The sequence below is a fragment of the Streptomyces sp. RFCAC02 genome (assembly GCF_004193175.1).
GTDB lineage: Bacteria > Actinomycetota > Actinomycetes > Streptomycetales > Streptomycetaceae > Streptomyces.
The window spans coordinates 2,252,299-2,265,572 of record NZ_SAUH01000001.1 but is presented as its reverse complement, the minus strand read 5'-3'; the positions used below and the strand labels follow the sequence as shown (position 1 = coordinate 2,265,572).

The 13,274-nt window shown below is 71.6% G+C and carries 13 protein-coding genes and 1 pseudogene; 13 read left to right on the top strand and 1 reads right to left on the bottom strand.

Annotated elements, in window-relative coordinates; translation table 11 throughout:
• Positions 1-103: 103 nt before the first annotated feature.
• The 13 genes and pseudogenes from EMA09_RS10305 (at position 104) to EMA09_RS10240 (ending at position 11,387) form a co-directional block, all read left to right on the top strand.
• A complete protein-coding gene (locus tag EMA09_RS10305; protein ID WP_129840769.1) occupies positions 104-406 on the top strand; it encodes a WXG100 family type VII secretion target in 303 nt (100 codons plus the stop codon).
• Between the two features lie 26 nt (positions 407-432).
• A complete protein-coding gene (locus EMA09_RS10300; protein ID WP_129840768.1) occupies positions 433-1,080 on the top strand; it encodes a hypothetical protein in 648 nt (215 codons plus the stop codon).
• Positions 1,081-1,098: 18 nt separating this feature from the next.
• Positions 1,099-1,413, top strand: coding sequence for a hypothetical protein (locus EMA09_RS10295; RefSeq protein WP_129840767.1), 315 nt, complete (start codon positions 1,099-1,101; stop codon positions 1,411-1,413).
• Between the two features lie 394 nt (positions 1,414-1,807).
• Entirely contained in the window at positions 1,808-2,014 is a 207-nt protein-coding gene (locus tag EMA09_RS10290; protein ID WP_129840766.1) for a hypothetical protein, read from the top strand.
• Between the two features lie 53 nt (positions 2,015-2,067).
• Positions 2,068-2,682, top strand: a complete 615-nt coding sequence (locus EMA09_RS10285; RefSeq protein WP_129840765.1) for a hypothetical protein — start codon at positions 2,068-2,070, stop codon at positions 2,680-2,682.
• Entirely contained in the window at positions 2,618-3,337 is a 720-nt protein-coding gene (locus EMA09_RS10280) for a hypothetical protein (RefSeq protein WP_240796336.1), read from the top strand. Before EMA09_RS10285 ends, EMA09_RS10280 begins: the two co-directional genes overlap by 65 nt.
• Before the next feature lie 11 nt (positions 3,338-3,348).
• Positions 3,349-4,080: an OmpA family protein gene (locus EMA09_RS10275; protein ID WP_129840764.1), complete on the top strand. Its 732-nt coding sequence runs from the start codon at positions 3,349-3,351 to the stop codon at positions 4,078-4,080.
• Between the two features lie 327 nt (positions 4,081-4,407).
• The gene (locus EMA09_RS10265; RefSeq protein WP_129840762.1) at positions 4,408-4,941 is read left to right on the top strand and encodes a DUF1990 domain-containing protein; all 534 of its coding nucleotides are present in this window, start codon (positions 4,408-4,410) and stop codon (positions 4,939-4,941) included.
• Positions 4,942-5,127: 186 nt separating this feature from the next.
• Positions 5,128-5,895, top strand: a complete 768-nt coding sequence (locus tag EMA09_RS10260; protein ID WP_240796335.1) for an A24 family peptidase — start codon at positions 5,128-5,130, stop codon at positions 5,893-5,895.
• 180 nt (positions 5,896-6,075) lie between these two features.
• Positions 6,076-6,863: pseudogene (locus EMA09_RS10255) on the top strand (isoprenyl transferase).
• A 304-nt stretch (positions 6,864-7,167) separates the two neighbouring features.
• Complete coding sequence (locus EMA09_RS10250; RefSeq protein ID WP_129843951.1) at positions 7,168-8,469, top strand: PhoH family protein; 1,302 nt, start codon at positions 7,168-7,170, stop codon at positions 8,467-8,469.
• A gap of 489 nt (positions 8,470-8,958) precedes the next feature.
• Positions 8,959-9,657, top strand: coding sequence for a transglycosylase SLT domain-containing protein (locus tag EMA09_RS10245; RefSeq protein WP_129840761.1), 699 nt, complete (start codon positions 8,959-8,961; stop codon positions 9,655-9,657).
• 158 nt (positions 9,658-9,815) lie between these two features.
• Positions 9,816-11,387, top strand: a complete 1,572-nt coding sequence (locus EMA09_RS10240; protein ID WP_129840760.1) for an AI-2E family transporter — start codon at positions 9,816-9,818, stop codon at positions 11,385-11,387.
• Positions 11,388-11,471: 84 nt separating this feature from the next.
• Here the strand turns inward: EMA09_RS10240 and EMA09_RS10235 are convergent, their stop codons facing one another.
• The gene (locus EMA09_RS10235; RefSeq protein WP_240796650.1) at positions 11,472-13,214 is read right to left on the bottom strand and encodes an alpha/beta-hydrolase family protein; all 1,743 of its coding nucleotides are present in this window, start codon (positions 13,212-13,214) and stop codon (positions 11,472-11,474) included.
• Positions 13,215-13,274: the final 60 nt, after the last annotated feature.

The window sequence follows — 13,274 nt, the reverse complement described above, 5'->3', positions numbered from 1 at the left end:
GCCCGCCCGGCCCTGTTGCGCCGCTGTGCGGCGGCTGTTACGAATCCGTGGAAGTGCGTGCGCGGCGACCCGCGTAGGCTGGCCTTCAGAGGGGGTGTTGCCCATGGCTCAGGGTGACCTGGACGTCACGTATCAGGACATGCACGACGCGGCCGACCGTCTTCGCGAGGCGAAGGACGAGCTGACGACCAAGTTCGACCAGTTGCGGACCTACATCGCCGACCTTGTGACGGACGGCTATGTCACGTCCCAGTCCTCGGTGAAGTTCGACACGTCCTACGACGAGTTCACAACGGGTGCGAAGGAGGCCCTGGAGGCTCTCCAGGGGCTGGGTGACTTCCTCGACGGGGCGGCCGACGGCTTCGCCGATCTCGACAAGCAGCTGGAGGAAGGTCTCCGCGACTGACGCCGGGGCCGGGAAGAGGAGCGGCCATGGCCGACAAATGGGTGGACACCGTCACCGTCGAACGCAAGGGGTTCCGGATCTCCGTTCCGGACTCGTGGTGGGAATTCGACCTGCGTCCCGAGACCCGGGACAACAGCATCCGGCGCATGGTGGACGAGCGGGTGAGGAACGTCCCGGAACTGGCCGAGCACCGCGAGGTGGTGGCCTCCTTCCTGCGCCGCCAGGCGCGGCAGGCATGGGACTCGGGAGCGGTGTACTGCGGCTGCATGGCCGAGAGCTTCGGCGGCGGTCCGCCGATCACCGCGACCGTCACCGTCTCGATCATCGGCGCCCGCACCTCGTCGGGGGAGGTCCTGCCGACCGACCCGGCGGCCATCGCCGGCCAGCTCGGCACGAAGACCGCGCGCCGTGAGGGGGACGCGTGGCGGGACGTCAGCACGGCCGACATCCCGGAGGTGGGCACGGTCGCGAGGACCAAGGGCGTCGAGGACATCGCCGTCCCCGGCGACAGCCGTACGGTCCGCGCGGTGCTGATGCAGACGTTCATCCCGATCCCGGGTGATCAGCAGGCCGTCGCGCTGGTGTCCGGCAGCAGCCAGGTCCTGGACCTCGCCGACTCCTTCTTCGACGTCTTCGACGCCATCACATCCACCTTCCGCTTCACGGCGGCGTAACCGAGGGGAGGGCAGAGCATGGGCGACAGCGGTGAGCGGATGGCCATTCCGCTCACGGAGCTGACGGAATTCGCGCCACAGCTCCGCGAGGTCAAGGACTACATGAACCGCACGGGCGACACGTTCGACTCGTACAACGACTCGTTCGGCGACGACCGTGTGGTGGACGCGCTCGACAGCTTCGTCAGCGGCTGGAAGGACGGCCGGGGCGACATCAGCGAGCAGCTCGAGGGTCTCGCCAAGATGACGGAGACCGTCATCCAGACGGTCAACGACTTCGAGGCGGAACTGGAGGCCACCCTGGAGGGGGACGGCGGCGGCGAGGGCGGCTAGCGCCCCGTTCGACACGGTCGCCCGACGGGTTTCACGGCGCGGCGCGCGGGGCACGGTCCCCGTGCGCCGCGCCGTGCGCGTACGCGGTGCCGTACCGGTACGACAGCCGCGCCACCGCCGTCGTACGGAAAGCGTGCGCGGTGTCAGCTGATCGGATGGTCTCTCTGCCCAAGCCGCGTCCGGTGTGGCACAGTCGGTGGCGACAGGTGTACGGACTGGCCTGCGGGGAGGGGGTCGGGCATGACACGTCGGGCCGTCAACCATGGATCGGGCGGCAGGAGTTGCAGCCCGCCCGCGACAACGCGGCGGGCCGTACCGCAGTACCGTGAGAACCGGACCACCACGGGCTCGGAACGACCGTCCGACCCGGCCCCGGCCGGAGGAGAGGGACACCATGGGCAGGCTGCTGCTGCGCTGGAAAGCCGCCGTCAGAGACCGACTTCAGACCCGTCACAGGGACAGCGGCGCAGGCTTCGTGGAGTACGCCGGCCTGCTGCTCTTCATCGTCGCCATCGTGCTCGTGGTCAGGGCATTGCCAGTGGGAAGCACGATCGGCAACTTCATCATGGACCGGGTCAACGCCGTCACCGGCGGTTCCTGAGCCACGTCCCGAAGCGGCGCGACGCGGGGGCCGTCTTCCCGTTGTACGTCTGGATGGTGACGATCTGCCTGCTGGTCGCACTGACGTTCTTCGTGTTCGCCCAGGCGGCGTCATTGCGTAACGGTGGGCAGTCAGCCGCCGATGCCGCAGCTCTCGCGGCGGCCCAGGAGGCGAGGGACACCCTGTTCGACGACCTCATAGAAGCCGTGGCTGACGGAGAGGGGGATCTCTCGGCGATCCTCCAAGCTCAGGATGTGGAGACGGCTGCCTGTTCAGCGGCGCAGGACTTGGCCGGTCGCAATGGGGCGTCCGTCGAAGAATGCGTCAAGCTCGATGGCCGGGCCGGGTACCGCGTCACGGTGCGCACTGAGGCATCCGTCGGGGACACGATCATCCCGGGTACCGAAGGACGGCATGCCGTACTGGAAGCCGTAGCGGTGATCGAGGGACTGTGCACGGCCGAGTCGGGCGATGAGTCGGATCCGGGGGAAACGCCCGATGATGACGACCCTGGGGATGGCGAAGACGAAGGCGGCGGCGAGCAGGACGATGCCACTCCCGTGACGCTCGACTGCGAAGACCGCGAGTGGGTCATCGACCCCGATGACAACGACACGGGCGACCTTCCCGATCCTCGGGATCTTTTCCGCGTTCATCTCGAAAACTGACGTTATCTACCACGATGCATTGAAGGACCGGCGCCTGATGGACCTCCGTGATAGCAAGTCCCGACTCATCCTGATCGTGGTCGCGCTGGGCGCCGCGTTGGTGATCGCGGTGGCAAGTTGCTCGGGTTCGGGCGACAACGAAGAGGCCCAGGGAAACGGCAGTATCTCGGAAACCGATTCCCCGGATGACGGCGCGGGCGCAGGTGGCGAGGAGCAGGGCGATGAGGACGCCACCGAGGCGGAGGGGGATCCGGACGAGGCGGAGCCGCTGGCCGAGGTGACGGGACAGCCGGATCTCACTCTCACGATCACCAGAGCCGAGCGCGAGGAGGGCGGGTTCCTCACGGTCGAGGGAACGTTGCACAACGGCGGTGGCTCACAGTGGTTCGATCTTCGTTGGGCGGGTGCCGAGGAGGAGCTGGCCGCGAACGGTGCTTCCATGGCCGGTGCCACGCTCATCGCCCCGACAGAGGGCAAGCGATACCTCATCTTGCGTGACACGACCGGCCGCTGTCTGTGCACCGGATTCGGTAGCGGGATCGCGCCCGGTGCCACGGTACCGTGGTTCGCCCAGTTCCCAGCGCCGGACCCGGCGACGACCGAAGTCGAGTTCCAGGTGGCGGACATGCCGCCGGCCACGATCGAAATCCGCTGAGGGGACCGCAGATGACCTACGGAGTGCAACGGCAGGCCCGCGCGGCCGCCGCCCTGTTGGCGGGCGTGGCTGTCATCACCATGGGAACGCCAGCTCTGGCTGACGATGGGGATACAGGTACTGAGCAACCCCCCGGCTACGAAGCGCCGCCTGTGCCGGAGGTGGATCCGGATGCTTCTGGGCTCCAGCTTGCGGATGGTGCGGAACTGGCCGAGCCGCGCGTCCTGGACATCAGATTCATCACCGAAAGTCTCGGTGACTCTGCTGGAGATGAAGGCGGTCAGAGCGGCGAGGAGACAACGACTGACGGCTCGACCGGCGGAGGCGGCGGCGAGGAGCCGAACGGTTCCGACGACGGCGCGCAGCGTGAGGAGCGAGTCGGGAGCAGTCACAAGTTCACGCTCCAGACGGACGTGATCTTCGGTGAGGGCAGCAGTGAGATCACCCCCGAGTCGGAGGAGGCGCTCGCCGAGGTGGCGGCTGCCATCGACGAGTACCAGCCGGCCCGCGTGAACGTCTTCGGCTTCACCGACGACCAGGGTTCCTACGACAGCGGCACCGCTCTGTCGGAGGAGCGCGCGCGGAATACCCAGGAAGTGCTGCTCGGGCTCATCGAGGACCCGTCCGGCATCGAGTTCAACGTCCGTGGCTACAGCGAGGACTACCCCCTCTACGACAACGAGACCGAGGAGGGCCGGCAGCGCAACCGGCGGGTGGAGATCTCCTGGCCCACCACCGAGTGAGGCCCGGGGCTCACCCGAACCACGGGCTGCCCGCCACGCGTATAGGAGAGGTGGACGGTGCCCGTGCCGCCCGAGCCGAGCCGCGCCGGCAGGCGGTATCCGGCCACCTCGCGCGGGTCCCGGTCGCCGAGGGGACGGAACGGTGGCGGTGCGGCGCCGGCACGCCCGCCCCTGCTCCCCGGGCCCGTACCCGCTGCTGCCCCTGCCACGGTGCCCCCACGGTCGGCACCGCCCGCACGGTCCATTCGGCGGCCGTGTCGCGCAGCGCATCCCAGTGCGGGCGGCGCGTCACTTGCCCCGCCGGGCTCCGGCCGGTACCGAGGGACCGTGACGAGTTTCACGTATCCCCGCGTCGGCGCCACCCGTGACCTGCGCCACGGCGGCGAACCGCCGCCCGGGTACCACCTGCTGCGCGTCCGCGCGGACATCGGGCACGGCCGGGATACGTGGGAGCGGGCCGTCCGCGCGGTGCTGCGGTGGGAGATGCACCGCGCCGCCGGACTGCGCGTGCGGGCGGACACGGACGAGGCCGTTCCGGGTGCAACGGTCACGGTCGGGCTCGGCATCGGCCCGCTGCGGCTGCCGGCAACCTCCCGTGTCGTCTGGACGATCCACGAACCCGACGCCGCCGGCTTCGGCTACGGAACGCTCACGGGGAATCCCGTACGGGGTGAGGAGGCGTTCGTCGTCGAGCGACACTCCGACGACCGGGTGTCACTCGACGTGACGGCGTTCAGTCGCGGGGCGGTCTGGTACACACGCGTAGCGGGACCGTTCGGGCGCGCGGCCCAGCGTGTCATTGCGCACAGTTACGCCCGCGGGCTGGGTCGCCTGTGCCGGAGGGGGTCACAGACGTCCTGACGGTGCGGTATCGTTCCTGTGTTGGCAGCCGCTGACACCCCTTACTGCCACCGTCGCCACTCCCACCCCGGCGGCGGCTGGCGGGCCGGGCCGTGAGCCACCCCCCCCGCTCCGGTCCTGCCCTATCAACGGGCCGGTCTGCCCTTCCCCCCACTCGGGCAGGCCGGCCCGCATTACGCTCGGCGCGTGTCCTCCTCTCCCGCGACTCCCGCGGTGCTGTTCGTGACGGTGGCCGCGCTCTGGGGCGCAGTGGCCGGTTCTCTCCTCGTACGGCCCGGGTACCGGTTGTCCGTCGCCCCCGGTGAACCATGGCGTCCGGCGTGTCCGGCGGGGCATCCTTTTCCCTCCCGTCCCCTCGGCGGCTGGCTGGGCCGCGGTCGCTGCGGTGACTGCGCGCTGCCCCTCGCCCGCACGCCGCGCGGCCCCCTTGTCCTCGCCGTGGTGTGCGCCGTCTGCTGCGCCGGGCTCGCCGCCGTATCGGGGAGCCGGCCGGAATCCGTCGTCTGGCTGCTGGCGGTGCCGGCCGCCGTCCTGCTCGCGGCCGTCGACTTCGCCGTGCAGCGGCTGCCCGACGTCCTGACGCTGCCCCTGGCCGCGGTGCTCGCGGCGGGGCTCGGAGTGGCGGCGCTGCTTCCCGGCGCGGGCGGGAGCTGGCCCCGGGCACTGCTCGGCGGGGCGGCGCTCGGCGGCGTCTACTTCGTGCTGTTCCTCGTCAATCCGCGCGGGATGGGCCTCGGTGACGTGAAGCTGGCCGTCCCGATCGGGGCCGCGCTCGCCTGGTACGGCTGGGACGCGGTGCTGCTCGGCACCTTCATGGGCTTCCTGCTCGCGGCCGGCTACGGCCTGATCCTGACGGTCCGGGGCAGGGCGGGGCGCCGGACGGCCATCCCGTTCGGGCCGTTCATGGTCCTCGGCGCGTTCGCCGCCCTGACGCTCGCCGCGGCGGCCGCGTAAATATCCGTGCGGCTATGCCCCCAGGAGCGCCGGAGATGCGTTACGGTGGAAACCCCCCCTCGGGCCGGTCCGTAACCCCCCCCACGGACCGGCCCGCTTTTTTGTGCCGCCAGGGGGGTGGACCGTTCGGGGGTAGAGTTCCGGCACACCCGAGCGGTCTTCGAGGGGCTGGCACATCGCATGAGCGCGGTCAAGAGCGCAGTGAAGAACACGCTGCGCCGTCTGGTCATACGTCTGTACGCGCGCCGGGTGGAGGACCGGCTCGACACCGCGCGGGCGCCCAAGCACATCGGCGTCATCCTCGACGGCAACCGCCGCTGGGCCAAGGCCGCCGGCGCGCCCACCCGGCGGGGGCACGAGGCCGGCGCCGCGAAGATCCGCGAGCTGCTGGGCTGGTGCGCGGAGACCGACGTCGAGGTCGTCACCCTCTGGATGCTGTCCACCGACAACCTGAACCGCGAGCCGGACGAGCTGGCGCAGCTCCTCACCGTCGTCGAGAACGCGGTGCGGGACCTCGCGGCCGACGGCCGGTGGCGCGTGCACCACGTGGGGGCGCTCGACGTGCTGCCCGAGCGCACCCGGCGCGTGCTGCGCGAGGCGGAGGAGACGGCGCGCGCCGCACCGGCATCCTCGTCAACGTCGCCATCGGGTACGGCGGCAGGCAGGAGATCGCCGACGCCGTCCGCTCGCTGCTCGCCAAGCGCGCCGCCGAGGGCCGCACGCTGGAGCAGGTCGCGGAGACCCTCGGCGTGGAGGACATCTCCGAGCACCTCTACACACGCGGCCAGCCCGACCCCGACCTCGTGATCCGCACGAGCGGCGAGCAGCGGCTGTCCGGTTTCATGCTGTGGCAGAGCGCTCATTCGGAGTACTGGTTCTGCGAGGCGTACTGGCCCGCGTTCCGGAAGGTCGACTTCCTGCGCGCGCTGCGGGATTACGCGGCACGGGACCGCCGGTACGGCGTCTGACCGCGACCGCCGGCGGCGGCGACACGCCGGGAGGGTCCGCCGGGCGGGCGTGCCGCCGCATGATGTGGGGCGGAGGCGGGCATATTTCCGGCGGACCGCGCGTCGGCGCGGTCTCCGGGAGGCCCGTTTGCGCACCACGTATTCCCCTCTCCAGCGGGGGCCAGGGCCGGTACCGGGCCCCGTGCGGCGCGGGTCCGGGCCGGCCGGCCGATCCCCGGCGCCATGGGCGCCGTGGTCCCAGACCTCGTCCGAGGGGGTTCGTCCACACGTGGCCACCAGCACCAAGCGTCCCAACGACCGCCGCATGTACGTCCTCGACACCAGCGTCCTGCTCGCCGACCCGTCGGCCCTCACTCGTTTCGACGAGCATGAGGTCGTCCTCCCGGTCGTCGTCATCTCCGAGCTGGAGGCGAAGCGGCAGCACCCCGAGCTCGGATACTTCGCCCGGCAGGTGCTGCGCCGGCTGGACGAGTACCGGGTGCGGTACGGGAGGCTCGACACGCCCCTGCCCATCGGCGACCTCGGCGGCACCCTCAGGGTCGAGCTGAACCACTCGGATCCGGCCGTGCTGCCCGCCGCCATGCTGAACGAGCGGGGCCGGCTCGCGGACAACGACTCGCGCATCCTCGCGGTCGCCCGCAACCTCCAGGCCGAGGGCCGCGACGTCACGGTCGTCTCGAAGGACCTGCCGCTGCGCATCAAGGCGTCGTCGGTCGGTCTCGCCGCCGAGGAGTACCGCGCGGAACTGGCCATCACCGACGCGGACGGCTGGAACGGCATGGTCGAGGTGGCGCTCGCCGCCGAGGCCGTGGACGAACTGTTCACGACCGAGCAGGTCGAGGACCCCGCCGTCGCCGGCCTGCCCGTGCACACCGGTCTGGTCATCTCGTCGGAACGGGGCCGCGCCCTCGGCCGGGTCACGGCGGACGGCCGGGTGCGCCTGGTGCGCGGCGACCGGGAGGCGTTCGGCATCCACGGCCGCAGCGCCGAACAGCGCATCGCCCTCGACCTGCTGCTCGACCCGGAGGTCGGCATCGTGTCGCTCGGCGGGCGGGCCGGGACCGGCAAGTCGGCGCTGGCGCTGTGCGCGGGGCTCGAAGCGGTGCTGGAGCGCCGTCAGCACAGCAAGGTCGTCGTCTTCCGGCCGCTGTACGCGGTCGGCGGCCAGGACCTCGGCTATCTGCCGGGCACCGAGGCCGAGAAGATGAACCCGTGGGCGCAGGCCGTGTTCGACACGCTGTCGGCGGTGACGACGCGCGAGGTCATCGAGGAGGTCGTGGCGCGCGGCATGCTGGAGGTCCTGCCGCTCACCCACATCAGGGGCCGTTCACTGCACGACACGTTCGTCATCGTGGACGAGGCCCAGTCCCTGGAACGGAACGTGCTGCTCACCGTGCTGTCCCGGATCGGACAGGACTCCCGTGTAGTCCTCACCCACGACGTGGCGCAGCGCGACAACCTCCGTGTCGGCCGGTACGACGGTGTGGTCGCCGTGGTGGAGAAGCTGAAGGGGCACCCGCTGTTCGCCCATGTGACGCTGACCCGGTCCGAACGGTCCCCGATCGCCGCGCTGGTGACCGAAATGCTGGAGGAGGGCCGGGTTTAGGGCGTAAAGGGGCGCGGCCGGTGCGTGTGCACCGGTTGCGCCCCGGTTGTGCGCCCCGGCGCGCCGGTGATCCACGGCACGCGCTCCCGGAGCCGGGCCGCGCCACCGGCCGTTCCTCCCGCGGAAACCCGCTGGCAGACGGACCGTCACGAGTCAAAGACGGTTGACAAGCCCATGGGGCATGTGACCTTTCCCACATGGGGGCGAATTGCCTCGGGGCAGCGGCTTCCGGCAGTGTGTCCGTCTGTCAGGCCCCGCATACGGCAACCGCTGTCCCCCATCGGGGACACCGCAAGGACTGCGTTTGACAACTGAACAGCCGATCGCCGTATGCCGCCCGAAGCACCACGTGAGTTCCACGCGCACCTCGCGCGCGGGGCTCCGGCCGGGCCAGTGCCTCCTTCAGCTTCATCCATCCGGGGAGGACCGTGTCAGGGGCGGGATTGCGCCCGCGTGGTCATCGCGCGGTCGATGTCGGAAGGAAACCGTGTGACCGGGATTTCGGTCCGGGGATTCGCAGTGGCGTCCGCCACCGCGGTGACCACCGTCGGCGCTGCCGTCGGTGTCGCCTCGGGGGATGAGCAGGGCCGTTCGGCCGATCCGGTCGAGGTGGTCGCTGCCGACGCGACGCTGCTCGCCGAGATACCCGCTGGAGCGGATACCCAGCTGCACACCGCGTCGCTGACGCAGCAGGCGGACACGCTGGCCGCGACCGCCGACGCGGACACCCTGCGTGCCGCGCAGGAGTCGGCGCGCGTGCAGGCCGCCGAGGCCGCGCACGAGCGGCAGGCCGAGGAGCAGCGCGAAGCGGAGGAGGCCCGCGAGCGGGAGCAGCTCCAGGAGACGCAGAACGCGTCGTCGGGGTCCACCGCGACCGCGCCGGTGCAGAGCTCCTACACCGCCGCCGAGGTACAGGCCATCGCCCGCCAGATGGTGGCCGCCGACCAGTTCCAGTGCTTCTCCAACATCGTGGACCACGAGAGCAGCTGGAACTACCAGGCCCAGAACCCGTCGTCGGGCGCGTACGGCCTCATGCAGGCGCTGCCCGGTTCGAAGATGGCCTCGGCCGGCGCCGACTGGCAGACCAACCCCGCCACGCAGATCAAGTGGGGTCTCAACTACATGGAGAGCCGCTACGGCAGCCCCTGCGGTGCCTGGGACTTCTGGTCCGTGAACAACTGGTACTGACGGGCCCGCCCGCGAGGGCGCGTCTCTTTCCGGTCAAGTCCCCGTGTCAGAACTGACACGGGGACTTGAGCATGCCCTGCCGGAGGTCCCGCCGCGCGGTCCGCACGGTAACGTCGGTCCGCGAAGCGTGCGAGCACATGGGGGCGGAGGGAATCGGGATGTCACGACTGAGCCGGTTCGGGGCCAGGGTGTCCCGGCTCGGCAGGAGAGTCTCGGGCCTGCGGGGCGAGGCCGAGCGCGAGCAGGAACGCCGGGAGCGCGAGGCCGCCGAGCGCGGCATGGCCGAGGTGACGGGCGCGCGCCGGTACGCCGCCGCGCCGGAGCGGTCCGACGCGGAGGGCGGGACGTCCCGGCCGGCGGCGGACGAGCCGGTGGCGGCCGCGGACGCCGGAGCCGACGGCGCCGCGTGGGCGGACGGTCCGGGCGCCGGCGAGCAGCCGGCGGGGGCCGTCCCCCTGGACAAGGGGGCCGGGGTCACCGTCCGGGCGGGAGAAGCCGGTTCCGCCGGCGGTGGCGGGGACGTTCCCGCCGAACCGCGGGCCGCCGCCGCGCCGGGGCCGCGCCGTCCCGAGCCCGCCGACGCCATTCCGTGGGGCGTACGGGTCGCGGCGGAGGCCGGCTGGCGCCTGCTGGTGCTGGCCGGTGTGCTGTGGGTGCTGATGGAGGTCGTCGGCGCCGTCAGCCTGCTGGTGATCTCGTTCGCCGCCGGCCTGCTGATCACCGCGCTGCTGCAGCCGGTCGTCGGATGGCTGAAGCGGCTCGGTTTCAGCCGGGGCGCGGCGACGGCGGTGACGGCGTTCGGCGGCTTCGCGGTCATGGGACTGATCGGCTGGTTCGTCGTCTGGCAGATCATCGAGAACACCGAGGACCTCGTCGACCAGGTGCAGGACGGTATCCGCACCCTGCGCGACTGGGTGATGGAGCTGCCGTTCGACATCACCGAGGACAACCTCGACGAGTGGGTGCAGCAGCTCAACGACTGGATCAGCGACCACAGCAGCGAGCTGACGTCCGCCGGCCTCGAAGGCGTGAACTACGCCATGGAGTTCTTCAGCGGCGCCGGCATCACACTGTTCGTGGTCCTGTTCCTGCTGTACGACGGCGCGGGCGTGTGGAGCTGGTTCCTGCGGCTGGTGCCGCGGGCGGCGCGCGAGGGGGTCGCGGGCGCCGGGCCGCGGGCGTGGATCACGCTGACCGGCTATGTGCGCGGCACGGTGATCGTCGCCATGATCGACGCGATCGGCATCGGCATCGGGCTGCTCGTCATCGATGTCCCGATGGCGGTGCCGCTGGCGGTCATCGTGTTCCTGTCGTCGTTCGTGCCGCTGGTCGGCGCGATCGCGTCGGGCGCGCTGGCGGTGCTGGTCGCGCTCGTCACCAACGGGGTGGTCGACGCCCTGCTGGTCCTCGGCGTCGTGCTGCTGGTGCAGCAGATCGAGGGGCACATCCTGCAGCCGTTCATCCTCGGCCGCATGGTGCGGGTGCATCCGCTGGCCGTGGTGCTCGGTGTCGCGGCGGGGTCGATGCTCGCGGGCATTCCGGGCGCGATCGTGGCGGTGCCGCTGATCGCCGTGACCAGTACGGTCGTCAGCTACCTGCGGGCGTACCAGGAGGAGGCGGATCAGCGTGCCGGGCACTCGGCCGCCGGCGGCGCGACGATCGCCGAGGTGAGCCCGTCCGTGCCGTCGTCCGGGTCGGGTACGCCGGAGGGCAGCGGCGGCGGCGTCTGACGCCGTACGGACCGGTGGTGGCCCGCCGTCCCGCCCCGCACGGGGGAGGGGCGGCGGGCCACCGCGCTGCCGGGGTCCCGCGGGTCAGCCGGCCCAGCCGTGAGTCGGCGGGTGGCGGAGTTCGAGGAGTTCCCCGAGGCGCCGCGAGTCGTCCTCGGTCCAGCCGTCCGGCCGGGTGATGGCGGCCCAGGCCCAGACGGGGTTGGAGCCGTACCGGTGGCCGTGCGGGGCGGGCGCGCCGTACGACACGGCCATGTCGACGGTCGTCTGCCAGAAGCTGACGAAGGGGAACCAGTCGATCGCCGAGGTCACGTCCGGGCCGAGCGGCTCGTTCAGCCAGTCGGGGCGCTGGAACAGGAGGTCGGGCGACCACCACACGACGGGGTCGGACGCGTTCTGCAGGTAGACGACGCGCGGCTCCAGCCACGGCTCGCCCTCGGGCAGCGCGAGGTCCCGGTCGGGGAACTGCCCGAAGCGCACGTGCCGTCCGTCGTCGTACTGGGGACGCCAGACCGGGCTGCCGGGGTCGCGCCGCTCGACAAGCTCGCTGTGGATGGGGCTGAAGTCCGGCGGGCCGATGAGGAGCGCGCCGTCGGTGCGCTCCAGCAGGTCGTCGAGGTCGTCGAACGCCGCCTCCACGGCGGAGACGGCCAGGCTCTCGCCGAAGACGAGGAGTTCGGGCCGGTCCTCCTCGGGCTCCTGCTCCCAGCGCGCGTGGACGGCGTCGAAGAGCGCCTCGGTCGCGAGACCGGCCTCGTCCCGGTCGACCATGAACGAGGCCCAGCTCGGCAGGTACGAGTACTGCATCGTGACGACGGCGGTGTCCCCGCCGTACATGTACTCCAGGGCCTCGACGGTCGTCGGGTTCACCCAGCCGGTGCCCGTGGTGCCGGTGACGGCCAGGACGGACCGGTCGAAGGCGCCGGTGCGTTCCAGCTCCTGCACGGCGAGCTGGGCGCCGTCGGCGAAGTCGTCGTAGGCCTTGCGGCCGACGTAGACGCGGATCGGGTCGAGGGCGTCCGCGCCGGTGAAATCGGAGATGTCGCCGGCGCTCAGGGCCGTTCCGGTGAAGGTGCGGCCCTTGTTGCCGAGGTCGTCCCAGGCGATGAGGGAGTCGGGGCTGCCGGAGAGGGTGGGGGAGTACGGCCGCATGACGCCCTCGTCCGTGCTGCGGTCCTTCGCGGCGGCGATGCGGCTCGCGATGCCGAGGACGCCCTGGTCCCACACGACGTCGCGGGTGCCGATCACGACGACGGTCGTCGACACGGCGAGGCCGAGCGCGACGGCGACGGGCCAGGGCACGAACCGGCCGAGCAGCCGCGTCAGGAAGCGTGTGCCGAGGCGGATGGCGCGGGCGACGAGGAGCAGCAGCGCCAGGACCACGAGCGCGATGAGGGCGATCATCAGCGAGTGCCACGTCAGGGTGGGCGGGAGTTCCTGGAGGCGGCGCAGTTCGCGCTGCATGTCGGCGCTGCGGCTCAGCATCAGCGCGACGGCGAACGGCAGGGCCACGAAGTACGCCAGCCAGCAGCGGGCGCGGGTCCGCTCGCCGGGCTCCCAGGGCGACAGGAGCCGGAACAGCCAGCTCACCAGGGCGCCCAGGCCGTAGCCGATGGCGGCGGTGATGCCGCCGATCAGCCCCTGGTAGTACCAGGGGCGGGGGACGAGGGAGGGGGTGAGGGAGAGCCAGAAGAAGAACGTGGCGGCGAGTGACGCGGTGAGGTCGGGCCAGCGGCGTATGAGCCAGTCGGGGTCGGGGCGCTGCCAGTAGGGGTGGCGGGCGACGGCGGCGGTGCGGGCGAGGGTGCGCCGGCCGGCGGCGTGCAGCCGGGCGCGCGCGCCGTCGGGGCCGGCGGGGGCCTCCGCCGGAGGGGCGGCGGTCTCGTC

Coding starts and splice junctions, on each gene's coding strand:
- EMA09_RS10250 (WP_129843951.1), top strand. CDS start 7,168: ATGTACGTCCTCGACACCAGCGTCCTGCTCGCCGACCCGTCGGCCCTC.
- EMA09_RS10280 (WP_240796336.1), top strand. CDS start 2,618: ATGACAACGACACGGGCGACCTTCCCGATCCTCGGGATCTTTTCCGCG.
- EMA09_RS10305 (WP_129840769.1), top strand. CDS start 104: ATGGCTCAGGGTGACCTGGACGTCACGTATCAGGACATGCACGACGCG.
- EMA09_RS10290 (WP_129840766.1), top strand. CDS start 1,808: ATGGGCAGGCTGCTGCTGCGCTGGAAAGCCGCCGTCAGAGACCGACTT.
- EMA09_RS10300 (WP_129840768.1), top strand. CDS start 433: ATGGCCGACAAATGGGTGGACACCGTCACCGTCGAACGCAAGGGGTTC.
- EMA09_RS10240 (WP_129840760.1), top strand. CDS start 9,816: ATGTCACGACTGAGCCGGTTCGGGGCCAGGGTGTCCCGGCTCGGCAGG.
- EMA09_RS10295 (WP_129840767.1), top strand. CDS start 1,099: ATGGGCGACAGCGGTGAGCGGATGGCCATTCCGCTCACGGAGCTGACG.
- EMA09_RS10285 (WP_129840765.1), top strand. CDS start 2,068: ATGGTGACGATCTGCCTGCTGGTCGCACTGACGTTCTTCGTGTTCGCC.
- EMA09_RS10275 (WP_129840764.1), top strand. CDS start 3,349: ATGACCTACGGAGTGCAACGGCAGGCCCGCGCGGCCGCCGCCCTGTTG.